The sequence below is a fragment of the uncultured Mediterranea sp. genome (assembly GCF_902493215.1).
In the GTDB taxonomy this organism is placed as follows: Bacteria; Bacteroidota; Bacteroidia; order Bacteroidales; family Bacteroidaceae; genus Bacteroides.
Window position 1 is genome coordinate 166,944 of record NZ_CABUOL010000002.1, and the last position, 16,669, is coordinate 183,612.

Below are 16,669 nucleotides of genomic sequence, written 5' to 3' on the forward strand. Positions count from 1 at the left end.
CATTTTTTAAATCAATTGTATACCTCTATGAAGTCGGATATCGAAATAGCTCGCAGCATCGAGCTCAAGAAAATCAAGCAGGTGGCTGAGAGCGTCGGCATACCTCGCGAAGAAGTGGAAAACTACGGCCGCTACATCGCCAAAATCCCCATTCATCTCATTGATGAAGAGAAAGTAAAGCAAAGCAACCTGATCCTGGTGACGGCCATCACGGCCACCAAGGCCGGTATCGGCAAGACCACCGTCTCCATCGGCCTGGCACTGGGACTGAACAAGATAGGCAAGAAGGCCATCGTGGCCTTGCGCGAACCATCCTTAGGCCCCTGCTTCGGCATGAAGGGCGGAGCGGCCGGCGGCGGCTATGCGCAGGTGCTTCCCATGGAGAAAATCAACCTGCACTTTACGGGCGACTTCCATGCCATCACCTCGGCCCACAACATGATTTCGGCTCTGCTCGACAACTACCTATACCAGCATCAGGCCGACGGCTTCGGGCTGAAGGAAATCCTTTGGCGCCGTGTGCTCGACGTGAACGACCGCTCCCTGCGCAGCATCGTCACCGGCCTGGGGCCGAGTACCAACGGTGTGACGCAGGAGTCGGGCTTCGACATCACGCCCGCTTCGGAAATCATGGCCATCCTCTGCCTGGCCAAGGACCAGGATGACCTGCGCCGCCGCATCGAGAACATCATCCTCGGTTTCCGTTTCGACGGTACACCCTTCACGGTGAAGGATCTGGGTGTGGCCGGTGCCATCACGGTCCTGCTGAAGGATGCCATCAACCCCAACCTGGTGCAGACCACGGAGGGCACGGCGGCCTTCGTGCACGGCGGTCCTTTCGCCAACATCGCCCACGGATGCAACTCCATCCTGGCTACGAAGATGGCCATGACCTTCGGCGACTATGTGGTGACGGAAGCCGGCTTCGGCGCCGACCTGGGTGCGGAGAAATTCTATAACATCAAGTGCCGCAAGAGCGGCCTGCAGCCCAAGCTGACCATCATCGTGGCTACGGCCCAGGGACTGAAGATGCACGGCGGTGTGAGCCTCGACCGCATCAAGGAACCGAGCCTGGAAGGCCTGAAGCAAGGGTTCGGCAATCTGGACAAGCACGTGCGCAACCTGCGTTCTTTCGGCCAGACTGTCGTGGTGGCCTTCAACCGCTTTGCCAGCGATACGGACGAGGAGGTGGAAGCCATCCGCCGTCATTGCGAGGAAGAGCTGGGCGTGGGCTTTGCCATCAACAACGCATTTGCGGAAGGAGGCGAAGGAGCAGTCGACCTGGCCCGCCTGGTGGTAGACACCATCGAGCAGCGTCCTTCACAGCCGTTGAAGTATACGTATGACGAGACGGACAGCGTGGAGCGCAAGATCGAGAAAGTGGCCTGCAACCTCTATGGAGCCAGTGAGGTGACCTATAGCATGCACTCGCGCAAGATGCTGAAGCTCATCGAACAGATGGGCATCACTCACTATCCTGTCTGCATAGCCAAGACACAATACTCCTTCTCGGCCGACCCGAAAGCTTATGGAGTGGCCGACCACTTCGAATTCCATATCAAGGATATCGTCATCAATCACGGAGCCGAGATGATTGTAGCCATCGCCGGCGATATTCTTCGTATGCCGGGCTTGCCCAAGGTTCCGCAGGCTGAGCACATCGATATTGTAGACGGGCTGATAGAAGGGTTGAGTTGATAGATATAAAATATTAAATATAAAAAGAGGGCGTGTCAAAATGAAGTGAGGCAATTTTAACTCCCCTCCTTCTGGAAGGAGGGGTGCCCAAAGGGCGGGGTGGTAGGTTTTCGCTAAGGGTTATCAATCAACGCGTTATGTATTCACCTACCACCTCCCCCTATCGGGTACTCCTCCTTCCAGAAGGAGGAGAGTCTCAGATACCTCTATTTTGACACACCCTCTTTGTTTTTATCGGATCAAGTCCGATGACGGTGTATGGCCTGAGCGGGCAGCTGTATTTCCTTCCGCTTTGTCCTCGAACTTTATCTGGTAGAACTTCTCGCCTTCGTAGACGGTCTTGACACGGATGTTCAGTCCTTCTTTGCCTTCAAGCAGGGGAAGGATGTTCTTCAGCTTATAGGATACGATGGCCGATTTGGGCACCAGCGGTGTGTCGCCGTTGGCATTGTGGCGGAATTCCAGGGTCAGATAGCCGGGCTCGTCTCCCTCGCCTGTCGAAGCCTCGTTCACTACCAGGCTGAGCATGTGCTTCCTGTTGGGGTTCTCGCTGCTCATGAACTGGCATTCGATGTTCAGGTAGTCTTTCCGCGTGAGCCACATCTGCGTGATGTTGATGTTGTTGTCGCCGATGCTGTCTTCTTTCTCGGCAGGCATGGAGTAGATGTCTTTGGTCAGGATGTCCTGAATCCAGCGTATTTTGGCATTGTATTCGTATCCCGGCATTTCTTCCGGCAGTTCGTCGAAGAAGACGAAGGCCCGTTGCCCATCCGTCACTTCATAATTGGTCAGGCTGCTCATGTCGCCGGGGAACAGTTTGCTGTCATCGTCCAGCAGCACGTAAAAGTCGCCTTCACCCTCGCTCAAGGTCTGGATGGTACCTACCGTGAAGAGCGGCGTATTTTCGTCATCGTCCAGGCAAGACTGGAATGCCGGTACAAGCGTCAAAAGAAAGAACCACATCCATAGTGTGGTTGCATTGAATTTTTTCATAAGCAAAGTCTTTAAATGTTTATTTGTTACGCCTATAATAACGTATGGGTGGTAAAAATACTGCATCCTTTTTTGTTAAAAAGACAAAAGCGGGTTTTTCTTCCTGTGTGATGCAGTATTTTTGCATCCGTCGCATTTATAGAGACAAACACGTGTTGGAAAGAATGGAAGAACAGCAATTGGCCGAACAATGCAGGCTGGGCGACAACCGCGCCCGGCAGGAATTGTATGAGCGTTATGCAGGGCGCCTGCTTGCCTTGTGCCTGCGCTATACGGGCAATCGTGAACAGGCGGAAGACCTGCTTCACGACGGCTTCCTGAAGCTGTTCTCTTCGTTCGACAAGTTTACATGGAGGGGAGAGGGCTCCCTGCGAGCGTGGATGGAGAGAGTGATGGTGAACACGGTGCTGGAGTATCTGCGGCGCAACGATGTGTTGAACAACTCCGTCGACCTGGACACTTCTGCCCCGGGAGCCTATGACGAACCTGCGGCCGAAGACTGTGAAACCATTCCTGCACAGGTGTTGATGCGGTTTGTCAGCGAACTGCCTGCCGGTTACCGCACGGTGTTCAACCTGTATGTGATGGAAGGAAAATCGCATAAGGAAATAGCGGCGGCACTGGGCATTAACGAAAAGTCGTCCGCTTCGCAGCTGGCAAGAGCCAAGGCCGCTCTGGCCGACAAGGTGAAGAAGTGGATGAGTTCAAATGGATAATTCTATTAATAGGAAGATATGAACGACGATTTGTGGTTGAAGAAGATAAAGGAGCAGCTGGATGATTACCAGGAACCGCTTCCCCAGGGAGGGTGGGAACGGCTGCAGCGTGAGTTGGAACAGCCCGGGCAGGCAGTTCCCGCACCGCGCAGACGTCTGGTAGCCTTCCGCCGATGGTCGGTGGCCGCTGCGGCGGCAATGCTGGTTGCTGTGGCCGGCGTGAGCTTCTGGTTGCTCAACAGTCCTACGGGCGAAGTGATGCGCCAGGCAGAAGTGCCTGTAGTCCACCGGCCCGATGTGGAGCCGCGTCCTGCGGCCGAAAGCGATGTGCTGGCCCGGGCCGAAGAAGCGCGTCCGCAGAGCGGTGCCCGCACCCCTCGTGCGGTGACCGTCCGTGAAGCGTCGGCCGGCATCCCCGCCGTGGAGCAGGAAGCTCCGGCAGCCGAGCCTCGCGAAGAGGCCGGACAGAAAGAAACACCGGAGACGGCAGCTGTCCGCGAAGCCGAAGCCCGCGAAGAGGCCGAACCCCGCACAACCGTGCCTGCCCGCCGGAAGAAGACGAGCCTCGACGAACCCGCTGTGGTGACAGCCGGGAAGAAAAAGTCGGCCGGAGGCTGGGCTTTCGGCCTGTCTGTCGGAAACAGAGGGACGTCAGCCGGAAACGGAACCGCCGCTACGCCCTCGATGGATGCGTCGGGAAACATGGTGCAGGGCAGCAACATCAACCTCAGCGCGACGGCCAATGGCGTGATAACGATTCCCAGCGAACAGGAACTGATGTTCAAGGACGGAATGCCCTACGTACAGCACCGCAAGGAGGCGGCTGTCTCGGCCGACCATCGCCAGCCTGTCAGTGTGGGCTTTTCGGTGCGGAAAGACTTGGGCAAGGGCTTTTCGGTGGAAACGGGATTGATGTATACCTATCTCCACTCGGACATTTATCAGAGTGGCGGCGGCAGCAAGACGGCACAGAAGCTGCACTACCTGGGCATCCCGCTGCGGGCCAACTGGAACTTTGTGGACACACGCCATTTCACCTTCTATGTATCGGCCGGAGGGGCGGCAGAGAAGTGTGTGTACGGCAAGCTGGGCAGCGAGAAGCAGACAGTGAAGCCGGTGCAGTGGTCGGTGCTGGGCAATGTAGGCGCCCAGTACAACCTGTCCAGCCGCTGGGGACTGTACGTCGAACCGGGAGTCTCCTACTACTTTGACGACGGTTCGCCCGTACAGACCATCCGCAAGGAGCGTCCTTGCAGCTTTACGCTCCAGGCCGGATTGAGAATCTGTTATTGACGCGAGATAACGGCAGCGTAGTGCTCAGTTCACTACCACCGTCTGGAAATACTCCTTGAACAGCGCTTCGGCCCGTGCCAGCTGTTCGGGAGTATTTTCTTTTACCTCCTTCAGCCGGTAGTCCAGCCCCATGGCTTCGTACTTGTGCACGCCCAGCCGGTGGTAGGGCAGTATCTCCACGCGTTGTATGCTTCCGTAGCCTCCGAGCGCCTCGCCCAGGTGCCGGATGTCTTCTTCAGAGTCGCTGTAGCCGGGCACCAGCACGTAGCGCAGCCAGAAGGGCCGTCCGTGTTCCTCCAGCCAGGCGGCGGTGCGGAGGGTCTGTTCGTTGCTCCGTCCGGTGAGCAGGCGGTGGCGTTCGGGGTTGAACTGCTTGACGTCGAGCAGCACGAGGTCCGTCAGTCCCAGCAGTTCCTCCACATGGCGGTTCCAGATGCCGCCGTTGCTGTCCAGGCAGATGTGGATGCCCTGCGCCTTGAGTGCGCCGAACAGGGGTACCAGGGCTTCGGCCTGCACGGTGGGTTCTCCGCCGCTGAAGGTGATTCCTCCCCGTTTTCCGTAGAAGGGTTTCTGGCTGACGGCCATTTCCAATATTTCTTCCGGCCGCGTCTCCTTGCTTTCGCCTTTCAGGTCGATGGTGTCGGGGTTGGCGCAATAGAGGCAGCGGAAGGGGCAACCTTGCAGAAAAACGACGAGCCGGAGTCCCGGCCCGTCGAAGGTTCCCATACTTTCGTAGGAATGAACTTTAATCATATGCTATCACATTCTTTCGTGGAACGAGCGGCTGATAACCTCCAGCTGGTGTTCGCGGCTCAGCTTGATGAAGTTCACCGCATAGCCCGACACGCGGATGGTGAGCTGCGGATACTTCTCGGGATGCTCCATGGCATCTTCCAGCATCTCGCGGTTCAGCACGTTCACGTTCAGGTGGTGGGCACCCTTGGTGAAGTAGCCGTCCATCATCGTCACCAGATTCTCCACGCGCTCTTCGGGTGTGGGGCCCAGCGACTTGGGCACGATGGAGAACGTGTTGCTGATGCCGTCCTGCGAGTCGCGGTAACGCAGCTTGGCTACCGAACTGAGCGAGGCGATGGCGCCGTTCTTGTCGCGTCCGTGCATGGGGTTGGCACCCGGAGCGAAGGCTACGCCCTTGGCGCGTCCGTCGGGGGTGGCACCCGTCTTCTTGCCGTACATCACGTTCGAGGTGATGGTGAGCAGCGACAGCGTGGGGCGGGCGTTCTTGTAGACGGGCAGCTTCTTCAGCTCCTCGCTGAAGTAGTAGACGAGGTCCACGCCGAGGTGGTCCACACGGTCGTCGTTGTTGCCGAAGCAGGGGAATTCGCCTTCGATGTCGAAGCCCTCGGTCAGCCCGATTTCGTTGCGGCGGGCCGTCACCTTGGCATACTTGATGGCCGACAGCGAGTCGAGCGCGATGGACAGGCCGGCCACGCCGTAGGCCAGGTTGATGCGCGGGTCGGTATCCACGAAGGCCATCTGGGCCTTTTCGTAGTAATACTTGTCGTGCATGTAGTGGATGATGTTCATCGCTTCGTTGTAGACGCGGGCTATCTCGGTGAGCACCTTCTTGTAGTTGGTCATCACCTCCTCGAAGTTCAGCGTGTCACTGGTCAGCACGGGGATGTCCTTCACCATCACCGTACCCGTGTTCTCGCAGCGTCCGCCGTTGATGGCCAGCAGCAGGGCCTTGGCCAGGTTGGCGCGTGCGCCGAAGAACTGTATCTGCTTGCCGATGGCCTGGTAGGACACGCAGCAGGCGATGCCGTAGTCGTCGCAGCCGCGCACTTCGCGCATCAGGTCGTCGTTCTCGTACTGGATGGAGCTGGTGTCCACCGACACGCGTGCGCAGAAGTCCTTGAAGCCTTCGGGCAGGTCGGGACTCCAGAGCACCGTCAGGTTGGGTTCGGGCGAGGGGCCCAGGTTGTAGAGTGTCTGCAGGAAGCGGAACGAGGTCTTCGTCACCTTCGTGCGTCCGTCGTTGAAGCGGCCGCCCAGGGCCTCGGTCACCCACGTGGGGTCGCCGGCGAAGATGTCGTTGTACGACTGCATGCGCAGGTGGCGCACCATGCGCAGCTTGATGACAAACTGGTCGATGAGTTCCTGGGCGAAGGTCTCGTCGATGAGGCCGTGGGCCAGGTCGTATTCAATGTAGATGTCGAGGAACGACGACACGTTGCCCAGCGACATGGCCGCGCCGTCCTGTTCCTTCACGGCGGCCAGGTAGGCCATGTAGACCCACTGCACGGCTTCGTGGGCCGAGGTGGCGGGGCGGCTCAGGTCCAGTCCGTAGTACTGGCCCATCACCTTGATTTCCTTCAGGGCCTTGATCTGCTCGGACACTTCTTCGCGCAGGCGGATGCGGGCGTCGGTCATGGGGCCCGTCAGGTTGCGCTTGTCCTGTTCCTTGGCCTCGATGATGCGGTCGATGCCGTAGAGGGCCAGGCGGCGGTAGTCGCCGATGATGCGGCCGCGGGCGTAGTTGTCCGGCAGGCCGGTGAGGAAGCCCAGCGAGCGGAACGAGCGGATTTCCTCGGTATAGGCGTCGAACACGCCGTCGTTGTGCGTCTTGCGGTAGTGGGTGAAGATGTCCTTCACGCGGTCGTCCACCTCGATGCCGTTTTCGCGGCAGGCCTTGGCCACGACGTTGATGCCGCCGAAGGGCTTGATGGCGCGCCGCAGCAGTTCGTCGGTCTGCAGGCCCACGATGAGTTCGTTCTCGCGGTCGATGTATCCGGCCTTGTGCGAGGTGATGGTCGATACGGTGGTGTGGTCCAGCGAGCGGACGCCGTTGTTCTTACGTTCTTCTTCGAGCGCCTTGAGGCAGACGTCCCACACGCGCCGCGTGCGCTCCGTGGGTCCCTGCAGGAAGGAGGCGTCTCCGGTGTAGGGGGTGATGTTCTTGCTTACAAAGTCGCTGACGTTGATTTCTTTGCTCCAAAGCCCGTCAATAAAGGTTTTGTTCAATTCCATATGCTTCTATTTGTTAGTATATGATGGGGTTAAGAAATGATTTCTTTCAGAGCGCGCAAATTTACGGCTTTTTCTCCATATATATGCAATGTCCGTCCGGTTTTTTGTCGTTGCGGGCTGGAAAAGGGGGTATTGAGTTGAGAGTTGAGAGTTTTATTGAGTTGAGAGTTGAGAGTTGAGAGTGGAGAGTTTTATTGAGTGGAGAGTGGAGGGTGGAGGGTGGGGAGGCTGCCTCAACATAGAAAAGTATAATCAAAACGCAATGTCATCCTGAACAAAGTGAAGGATCTCCTCACACAAGCAATGGCTTTCGAGATCCTTCACTGCGTTCAGGATGACAGAATGGCGGACTACAGCGGGCTCTCGTCCTGTCCGCCGCCGTCGCCGCCGGGTTCCGTGGTGCCGCCGCCGGTCGAGGAGCCGTCGTCGTAGCCGCGCAGCTCGGTGAACTCGATGCCCTGCAGGGCGGCGGCCGAGCGGGTGCGCTTGCCGCCCGAGTAGGTGTCTATCGTTTCAGGTTGGAAGTTGATGCGGGTGGCGGTGATGTGCGTCGTGGGCACCCACTCGGCCCGCGTGGCGGCCGGCTTCGAGCTGAAGCCCACCTTGAACGAGCCCAGGCCGTCGATTTTCACGCGGTTGCCCGCCAGCAGCTGGTCGCGCGTCACTTCGGACAGCTCGGTCAGCACGGCCAGCACATCCGAGCGCTTCATCGAGCTGTTGCGCTGGATGATTTCGGCCAGTATCTCCGTGTCCACCACTTCGTTCACCACGGACATTGCATACCACTTGCCCTTCTGGGGCGATTTCTCCCGATTGTCTTGATAAAGTCTGTACTTGACTGCCATAACATTTGTTTTTTTTAAAGGGTTAATATTCGTTTTTCGTTTCACGGTTTTCTGTTCTTGTTTTCAAAAGGCGGCCTTTTGCGTCTCGAAAGGTGGCCTTTTGCGTTTCAAAAGGTGACCTTTTGCATCTCAAAAGGTGGCCTTTTGCATGGCCGGAGGTGGTCTCCCGTTACGGGCGGAATTTTTCCCGCCCGACGGTTTACTGTTCCTTCTTCAAGGCGGGCAGGCTGTTGCCGTCTTTGAGTTCGTACTGCCAGCCTTTACCGCTCAGGGCGGCGTTCATGGCGGCGACGGCCGTCTGCCAGGTGACGTTCGTGCCGTCTACCTTCGTGGCTCCGCCGTTGTCATTGTCGGGGAGGCCGCTCCAATAGCAGGCAGTCACGGTGGCATAGTTTTCTCTCACCACGCCGCCTACATAGATGGTGCCGCTACCTTTACCGCTGACGTTGCCCGCGGCATAACAGGCAAGGATGCTGTTTCCTCCGTTTGTTCCTACTATACCGCCGGCCCAGGCGTAGCTTGTACCGTCATTTTCAACGGTCACGTCGCCCGTGGCATAGCAGGCGGTCAGGGTGGCACCGGAATTCGTTGTACCTGCCACGCCGCCTGCCCGCTGCGTTCCCTTCACTGAGGCCGAGGAACTGCATCCGGTGATGGAACCGCCAAATTGATAGCCCACCACGCCACCTACGCTGAAGCTACCGCTGACGCTGCCCGACACCGAGCAGTTTTCAATGGTGCCTCCAAAGCTATTTCCTGCCACGCCGCCGGCATAGCCCGAACTGTTGTCGCTTGTTATCTGTACGCCCTCCAGCACCACGTTCTTCACCGTACCTCCGGAGCCGATACGTCCGAACAGGCCCGCATATTTGTTACTTCCCGTAACGGTCAGCCCCGTGATGGTCTTGCCGCCGCCGTCGAAGGTGCCGGTGTATGCTTTGTTATTGTCTTTGCCTATCGGTGTCCAGTCGATGCCCTTCAGGTCGATATCGGCCGTCAGGGTGATATTGATGCCTAACTTCCATTCTTCGTTCACCAGTTCGGCGATGTTCTTCAGGCCCTCGGCGGAGGTGACGTTGTAGGTCTTGCCGTCCTCTGATACGGTATATCCCGGGCCTGCTTCGGCGAGGGAGACGGTGTAGGTATATTCCTTGCCCGCTTTCCATTCGGTATCGTTCTTCATCTTATAGACGAAGACCTTGCCGTTGGTGAATTTGCAGGCGATGAAGGCCGTGCCCTTCGCTACCGTCTGTGGGGCGACGAGGGCGGTGTAGGTGTCGCCACCCTTGTCATGCGAGGTGATTTGGGTGGGGTTGCCGTTCTCGGTGGAGAGGCCGGTCAGTTTGACGGATTCCAGCCCCTCGGTGTAGTCCGTCAGTTTGATGGTTATCTGCGCCGTGCGGTGGGTGAAGCGGAGTGTGGGGTTGCCGTAGCTCACCGTCTGTTCCTCGGCTACGATGAAGTCGCTGCCCTCGAAGTCTTTCTGGGCACTTTGGTCGGCTTTTACCACCACGGCGGGCGGGGTTGTTTCATCCTCGGTGTAGGGCCACCAGGCGGTGACGAGGCGGTCGGTGTGGTTGGTCCAGTAGTGCGGGTCGGTGGAGGTCAGCGTGGCGCTCTTTTGGTCGGCAGAGGGCTTCACGTCGTATGCTTTCACCGTGCCGTCAATCATAACTGCCACGGAGGTGACGCCCTGCCAGTTGCCGTCCACGGGGGCACGGGTGCCGGCGGTGACTGTCGCGTCGGGGTTCAGCCCCGTGGCGGTGAAGACGATGGGTGTGCCTTCCGCCCCTTCCGGCAGGAAGCCCGCTTCGTCCTGCGTGCAGGCGGCAAAGCCGAGCAGCAGGGCGAGGGCTGCGGATATATGGATGGTTGTTCGTCTCATGATGCGTGTTGTTTAGGGGTTATTCTTCTTTCTTTAGTGTGGGCAGTTCTCCGGTGAGTTCGTAACGCCTGTCGCACGGTTCGTCGGGATTCGCGGTGTTCCACGTTTCGATGGCGGTGTTCATGGCATTAACGGCTTGCTGCCAGGTAACGGTCGTGCCGTCCACCTTCGTGGCCATGTCGCCATCATTATCTGGACTGTCACTCCAGTAGCAGGTGGTCACGATACCGGAGTCGTTTCCCACTACGCCGCCGACATATTTCTCTCCGGAAACGCTTCCCAAAGCATGGTATGAGGCGGTCACGGTGCCGGAGGTTCTGTTGTATCCCACCACGCCGCCGACCCAATCTTTTTCCCCCTTGACATTTCCAGTGGCGATGCAGGCAGTTACGGTGCCGGAGTTTTCTCCCACCGCACCTCCAACATAGTTCTTGCCATAAATGCTATTATAGGCGGTACAGGCAGTCACGGTGCCGAAGTTTTGTCCCACCACACCGCCGACAGAGAAGCTTTCTCCTGTAACATCTCCCGAAGCTGTACAAGAGGTAACGGTGCCGGAGTTGTTTCCCACCACACCGCCGGTATAGTTACCGGAAACGCTACATGAGACGGTGCAGGAGGTAACAATGCTGTAGTTTTGTCCCACCACACCGCCGACCTTAGAGCTGCCGGAGACGTTGCCAGAGATTTTGCAGACAGTCACGGTACCAGAGTTGTTGAATCCCACCACACCGCCTACATAATAGTCGCCAGTTATATTAACATTTTCCAGCGTCAGGTTCTGCACCTTCCCGTTGGAGTCAAGATAACCAATCAGCCCCACGTATCTCATACTCGACTGGTTGATGGTTAGTCCCGTAATGGTATGTCCGTCTCCATCTAAGATACCGGTGTATGCCTTACTACTTTTTGTGCATATTGGCGTCCATTCCTTTCCCGTGAGGTCAATGTCAGCGGCAAGGGTACAGTTTGTTGACTTGTCTTTCTGCACAGCCTCTGCCCATAATAATAGTCCGTCAGCGCTGTAAACTATGTAGGTGTTCGTTGATTCGTCATAGATATAGTCCAACTCCTCGGCATCGCCGCTTTCGCTGCCGCCGTCAGCCCAGCCGCCGATGGTGCAGCCCTCCAACGTCAGGCCAGTGGCGTTCACCTTGACGGTGTAGGTATAGCGGTTACCCGCCTCCAATACGACGTCGTTCTGCGGGCGGAAGTAGAAGTTGCCGCCGCCGAGTTCCACGCGGATGAACGGCTTGCCTGCCGTAACGGTCTGCGGGGCGGTCAGTGCCTCGTAACTGTTGCCGTTTGCGTTGCAGGTCTTGATGTCGGTCGGGTTGCCGTTATCGGCGGACAGGCTCATGAGGCTCACCGTGGCATCGTCCACATTCGTGAATCCTGTGCCGGGCTTCAGTTCGATGGCCACTCGTGCCGTGCGGTGAGTAAAGGTGAGTTTCGGGTCGTCAAATTCCACCGTCCGGTCGATGGCGGAGATGAAGTCGCTGCTCTGGAAATCAGCCAACTTGCTCTGGTCTTCGGCCACCTTCACGGCAGGCATCCGTGTGATGTCTGTATTGTCGAGGGGCCACCATGCCGATACGGTAATCGGGTCGCGACTGGTCCAGTAGTGCGGGTCGTTCTCGCATGAGAGCGTGGCTTTCGTATTGTCAGCGGAGTTAGGCGTTACGGTGTATTCCTTTACCGCGTCGCCCATCTTGAGTGCCACGGTCTGTACGCCCTGCCAGTCACCGTCCACGGTGGCGCGGGTGGATGGGGCTGCCTGCGGAGTTGCCTCTACGGACAGTCCGGTGGCACGGATGACTACGGGATATTCACCTTCGGGCAGACGGTTGTCGTCAGCCAGTTCGTCCTGGGTACAGGCGGCGAGGGCGAACAGCAGCGCGGTGGCTGCGGGGATAAATAATCTATGTCTCATAATTCTTCATTCTTAATTCTTCATTCTCTTACAGGTCAGCACCCACTTCTCCGCCGTCTATGTCGTTCCACTTTGCAATGGTGGCTTCGCTGACTTCAATGCCTTTGTTGCGTACCTTGACGGTATAGGTATAGTTGTTGCCCGCCTGCAGTGCGCCTTCGGGCACGGTGAGCGTGGCACGATAATTCTGACTTCTGTAATTCACAGTCAACGGCAGGGATGCAGCTGTCTGCGGGAAGAGGATGACCGATGACGTGAGGTTGCCGTCGGCCAGCTCCATGGTCAGTTCTCCGGTCTGTGCCCCGTCGTCTGCGGTGGCAATACCGTCGGCCGTGTTGAACGTACCGGTGAGTTTCAATCCGTCCAGCGTGTAACGTTCAGGCTTGATCACACTGAAATCCACGCCGGCGCCCGCCTCGAAGGTAAGGGTTATCCGGCTCATGCGGTGGTGGAAGGAGTTGTCTGCACCGCCTTTGTCGGTTTTGTCGGTGAAGCTCACTACCGGGCTGTCTTTGTCCCCCGTAGCTCCTGAAGTAAAGAGGAAGTCGATGGCAGGCTGGTTCTGCTGCGCCGTGGCATCGGTCGTGGCTGCGAGGGTGCCTCCCGCTGAGTTGTACGGATAGTAGGCGCGGAAAGTATGGGTCTCTGCATCTTCGATATAGATGACCTTTTCTTCTGCCTCAAATTTCCCGTTCTTCAGGATGAAAGGCACGTTGCCGTACTGGGTATCGTTACCGATGTCGGTGACGCCGATGCGGTCTCCGCCAGTCCAGGTGGTTCCGCTGGCGCGGGTGGCGGGGGCGATGTCGGCGATAAACCGGGCGGCCACGGGACCGTCATTGTTCAGAATCTCGTTGTCGTTGTTGCAGGCTGCCAGTGCGAGGGCGAGCGCTGCGAGTGCAAAATGTCTTGTTTTCATATCGCTTATAAGTCATTTAGTTGTTAACAATCTGTTCCTATAAGCGTTCTTCGGTAGAGAGGGGAAACAAAAACGTCCCGCCTTCCCCTTTTGTCGGGAGAAGCGGGACGGGAAACTTTCAGTGTACCGTGAGCTACAGCATGGCGGCATACTTGCGCACCTGCTTCAGACGCTCCATGAAAGAGGGGTCTGCAGCTGCCTGCTGCATATTGCAATCAAGTTGCATCCGCATCAGTAGCGAAGCACTGATACCCAAAGCCGCCTCGAAGAGCATTGCTGTCTGCGTAGTAATCGGCCTGCGGCAGTTGAGAATGTCATTCAATACCTTGTAGGAGATGCCCATCTGCTCGGCCAACCTGCGCTGCGAGAGCTTGCGTTCTTCGGTTTCTTCTTTCAACAGTTCGCCCGGATGTATGGGGCGTTGACAGATGTATTTTCCCATAATTATTCTATTTATAATGGTTTGATAATTCAAGTATATTGCAGATGGTCACCACCGTTTCCGATGAGACCTGTTCTACCGTGAACTCAATGCGGTACTGGTCGTTCACCCGGATGGAGGAAATGCCAGCCTTGTCACCTTTCAACACTTCATAATGAAGCGAGTGGATGGCGTAAAGCTCTTCCACGCTTCTTGCTTGTTCCAGCACTTTGATGCGCAACTGGTAGCGTGCCACAATTTGCGGCTGGAAACGATGTTTCTTGTCCGTCGTTTTCCCTTCCTCGTACAGCTGGCGCAAATAGTCCTTGTCAAAGTTTATCTCCATTGCTTTCCGTATGGTTGTTCACGTAGCAAAGATAAGAGAACTCTCCCATATATCCACCAAAAAAGTGGAAGTATTTTATATAACTGCCATAAGTTTCCCGTTTCCCACTCTGTCAAAGAACACTTTCCATACGTTCATGCCCTTGCCGGGCATGATATGTCTGTCATTGAGGATGTTGCCGCACGATTACAAATCGGCGTTTACATCATCACCTTTCACTGGTTTCCAGCCGGTAATTCCGGCTCCGTCCACTTCCATGCCTTCGGGAGTCTCGACCAGCGTTCCGCCGAGGGTCAGCGATTCGCCCTTTCCGGTGTTGAAGGCCGCGAGGGCTTCCGTAAGGTCGCTTTTCAGCGTGGTGGGGGTCGGGTTGCCGTCAGCATAGCGGATTTCACCCCTCAGCAGTTGTTCCGTTCCGGTCACACCCAGCAGCCGCACCGTGGCTTTCCACTTGCCGGCATCGTCACCTTCGGTAATCTTGGTGAAGGGCAGCACGACGTTCGAAGCGGCTCCGTAGGTATCGGTTGCGAAGTCGAGTGTTCCGGCTGCACCCGTCAGATGGCCCACAATCTCCGTGATGCGTCCGGCGGCATCACCCGTCGGTTCGACGACAAGCGTCAGCTCGCGCACCTGCTGCTTCATCGCGGCGGTCAGCGGATAGTCCTTGTCTTTCTCGATGCTCACCTGTTCCGTATAGGTGAAGAACCACCCCGGAGCATTGTCCACAAAGGCATCCGTGCCTGCCCGGTTTCCCGTGGCTGCGGCAATGGTGGCGGTGGTACCGCTTACCGTGATTCCTTCAGCCGGGTTCCACACCGCAAGGGTGTAGCTGCCCGGAGCAAACAGATGGTCGGGGGCATGGGTGGCGGAAGTCTCCGTACCCGTATAGTCACCCATGGTGACCGTCCATGTGGCAGGTATGTCGATACCCTCACCGCGGGCCGACCAGTCGGCTGTCACCGCAATCTTCCCGTAGTCGGGATGCGGCGTGTCATAAAGCGTGTCCTTCACGCAGGAAGAGAGCAGCACGGCGGCTGCCATTCCCATCATATTTATATATTGTCTTGCTTTCATATTATTCTGTTTTTAGACATAAGAACAAAAGAACAAATAGTATAGGGTTAACCCCGTTGACCGTCGGTTCAGTCTTTCATTCTTCATTCTTAATTCTTCATTTAAGTTTCCATACCAATGTCACACCGGCATTGACGGGGCCCCACCAGTCCTTTGTCTCGTTGCCGCGGCGTACGCGCACACCGTCGATGACCTCATATTTCTCATAGTCGGCATTCAGGTAGCCCAAGCCGAGGTTGAAATCAAGAGCCAGTGCCTTGCTCAGCCGCAGCTGGTAGCCGGCGGTGATGCCGCCACCCGTCAGGTCGCCCTGCTTGCCCGTACTGGAGAGCTTGTAGTTGAACTCGCCGGTCTTGAACATCGCGCCGAGGTAGCCGCGCTTCTCCTTACCTATATAATAGCGCACCTCGGGCATCACCTCCCAGAGGGCGTAGCGGCGGTCCTTGTCGTTCCAGCTCCATGAAGTCCACGAGCCGCTGACGGCAATGCCCCACGACGGGCAGATGCGCCATTCAAGCCCCAGGTCGGGTGTCAGGGTAGCCCAGCGCAGCAGGTTGGCACGCAGGGAGAGATGAGAATCTGCCAATGCTTTGGTTTCCGACGGCGTGTCGGTCGGTGTATTTGGCTGGGCGGCTTTCTCTGCCTCTGCCTTTTCAGCGGCCAGTCGGGCTTCTTCCGCTTTGCGCTGCTCTTCGGCCAGGCGTTCCTGTTCGGCACGCTTCTCGGCTGCCAGTTGTTCGGCTTCTGCCTTGCGTCGTGCTTCCGTATCCGCATCCGTCGCGGCTGTTTCCTTGGCTGGTACCGTCAGGCGTACGGTGACGAAATCACCCTCAGTCGCATGGTTGCGGGTGATGAAACATGCCTCTTTCAGCCCGCCGCGCACGATGAGTTCGGTCTTCACACGGTTGGAGCGGATCTTCGCCGTGGCAAGGTTCTCGGTTTCACTGCCCAGCGTGTTGCAGTAGCCGTCCACGTAGAGCGGCATCCGCCCGTCCAGGATGTCGGACTTGTGGCTTGCCACGCATTCCAGCAGGCGGGCCAGCTCCGGCCCGTTGTCTTGCCAGGGCACGTAGAACATATCCTTCTGCGGTACGAAGCGGAAGGTGTAGACGGTGTCTGCCAGCTGCTGAGCCACGGCCGGTAGCGTCAGCAGGACCATCAGGGTGGTCGTAATCCATTTTCTAAAGTCTGTCATAGGGTTATCAGTTAGGTTGTTGTTTTAGGTGCGGTCGGGAGTTTGGTCTCCTGCCACGGATATCGGGTTAACAATATAATGTTATCGTTGCAAAAATAGCATAATTTCCTTAGTTTCAAAACAGATTGCCAAAAACTTTGTAAAATTGTTGAAGATAGCTGTTGCAGGATGGGGGAGGGGGAATGGAGGGTGGTAAGATAAAAAAAGCCCCCAAACCTTTTGGCTTGAGGGCTTTGACGCTTTCGATGTTTTAGCTTTCAGCGGTGCGGACGGGACTCGAACCCGCGACCCCATGCGTGACAGGCATGTATTCTAACCAGCTGAACTACCGCACCATTCTGTTGTTTCGTTGCTATCTCTCTC

Annotated in this window: 14 protein-coding genes and 1 tRNA gene; 3 read left to right on the forward strand and 12 right to left on the reverse strand. The window is 57.0% G+C overall.

What is annotated here, in order from left to right; translation table 11 throughout:
* Nucleotides 1-27: 27 nt before the first annotated feature.
* Nucleotides 28-1,698, forward strand: coding sequence for a formate--tetrahydrofolate ligase (locus RDO88_RS01980; protein WP_307757758.1), 1,671 nt, complete (start codon nucleotides 28-30; stop codon nucleotides 1,696-1,698).
* A 231-nt stretch (nucleotides 1,699-1,929) separates the two neighbouring features.
* On the opposite strand, the gene RDO88_RS01985 is transcribed toward RDO88_RS01980, so the two are convergent.
* Nucleotides 1,930-2,691: a NigD-like C-terminal domain-containing protein gene (locus RDO88_RS01985; protein ID WP_307757759.1), complete on the reverse strand. Its 762-nt coding sequence runs from the start codon at nucleotides 2,689-2,691 to the stop codon at nucleotides 1,930-1,932.
* A gap of 164 nt (nucleotides 2,692-2,855) precedes the next feature.
* Between RDO88_RS01985 and RDO88_RS01990 the strand changes: the two genes are divergently transcribed.
* Nucleotides 2,856-3,407, forward strand: a complete 552-nt coding sequence (locus tag RDO88_RS01990; RefSeq protein ID WP_307757760.1) for a sigma-70 family RNA polymerase sigma factor — start codon at nucleotides 2,856-2,858, stop codon at nucleotides 3,405-3,407.
* Between the two features lie 18 nt (nucleotides 3,408-3,425).
* Nucleotides 3,426-4,700, forward strand: coding sequence for an outer membrane beta-barrel protein (locus tag RDO88_RS01995; RefSeq protein ID WP_307757761.1), 1,275 nt, complete (start codon nucleotides 3,426-3,428; stop codon nucleotides 4,698-4,700).
* A gap of 24 nt (nucleotides 4,701-4,724) precedes the next feature.
* Here the strand turns inward: RDO88_RS01995 and pflA are convergent, their stop codons facing one another.
* The 11 genes from pflA to RDO88_RS02050 form a co-directional block, all read right to left on the reverse strand.
* On the reverse strand, nucleotides 4,725-5,453 hold the full coding sequence (gene pflA, locus RDO88_RS02000; protein ID WP_307757762.1) for a pyruvate formate-lyase-activating protein: 729 nt from the start codon (nucleotides 5,451-5,453) through the stop codon (nucleotides 4,725-4,727).
* A gap of 6 nt (nucleotides 5,454-5,459) precedes the next feature.
* On the reverse strand, nucleotides 5,460-7,688 hold the full coding sequence (pflB, locus tag RDO88_RS02005; protein WP_307757763.1) for a formate C-acetyltransferase: 2,229 nt from the start codon (nucleotides 7,686-7,688) through the stop codon (nucleotides 5,460-5,462).
* A 350-nt stretch (nucleotides 7,689-8,038) separates the two neighbouring features.
* Nucleotides 8,039-8,533, reverse strand: a complete 495-nt coding sequence (locus tag RDO88_RS02010) for an HU family DNA-binding protein (RefSeq protein ID WP_307757764.1) — start codon at nucleotides 8,531-8,533, stop codon at nucleotides 8,039-8,041.
* Between the two features lie 199 nt (nucleotides 8,534-8,732).
* Nucleotides 8,733-10,418 (reverse strand): fimbrillin family protein, encoded by a 1,686-nt coding sequence (locus tag RDO88_RS02015; RefSeq protein WP_307757765.1) that lies wholly within the window; start codon nucleotides 10,416-10,418, stop codon nucleotides 8,733-8,735.
* A gap of 19 nt (nucleotides 10,419-10,437) precedes the next feature.
* A complete protein-coding gene (locus RDO88_RS02020) occupies nucleotides 10,438-12,351 on the reverse strand; it encodes a fimbrillin family protein (protein WP_307757766.1) in 1,914 nt (637 codons plus the stop codon).
* A 28-nt stretch (nucleotides 12,352-12,379) separates the two neighbouring features.
* Entirely contained in the window at nucleotides 12,380-13,270 is an 891-nt protein-coding gene (locus RDO88_RS02025; protein ID WP_307757767.1) for a fimbrillin family protein, read from the reverse strand.
* A gap of 133 nt (nucleotides 13,271-13,403) precedes the next feature.
* Nucleotides 13,404-13,712: a HigA family addiction module antitoxin gene (locus RDO88_RS02030; RefSeq protein ID WP_022163465.1), complete on the reverse strand. Its 309-nt coding sequence runs from the start codon at nucleotides 13,710-13,712 to the stop codon at nucleotides 13,404-13,406.
* Between the two features lie 7 nt (nucleotides 13,713-13,719).
* A complete protein-coding gene (locus RDO88_RS02035; protein WP_307757768.1) occupies nucleotides 13,720-14,037 on the reverse strand; it encodes a type II toxin-antitoxin system RelE/ParE family toxin in 318 nt (105 codons plus the stop codon).
* Between the two features lie 186 nt (nucleotides 14,038-14,223).
* Complete coding sequence (locus RDO88_RS02040; protein ID WP_307757769.1) at nucleotides 14,224-15,111, reverse strand: hypothetical protein; 888 nt, start codon at nucleotides 15,109-15,111, stop codon at nucleotides 14,224-14,226.
* A gap of 97 nt (nucleotides 15,112-15,208) precedes the next feature.
* Entirely contained in the window at nucleotides 15,209-16,306 is a 1,098-nt protein-coding gene (locus RDO88_RS02045; RefSeq protein WP_307757770.1) for a DUF3575 domain-containing protein, read from the reverse strand.
* Between the two features lie 261 nt (nucleotides 16,307-16,567).
* A tRNA-Asp gene (locus tag RDO88_RS02050) sits at nucleotides 16,568-16,641 on the reverse strand.
* Nucleotides 16,642-16,669 lie beyond the last annotated feature (28 nt).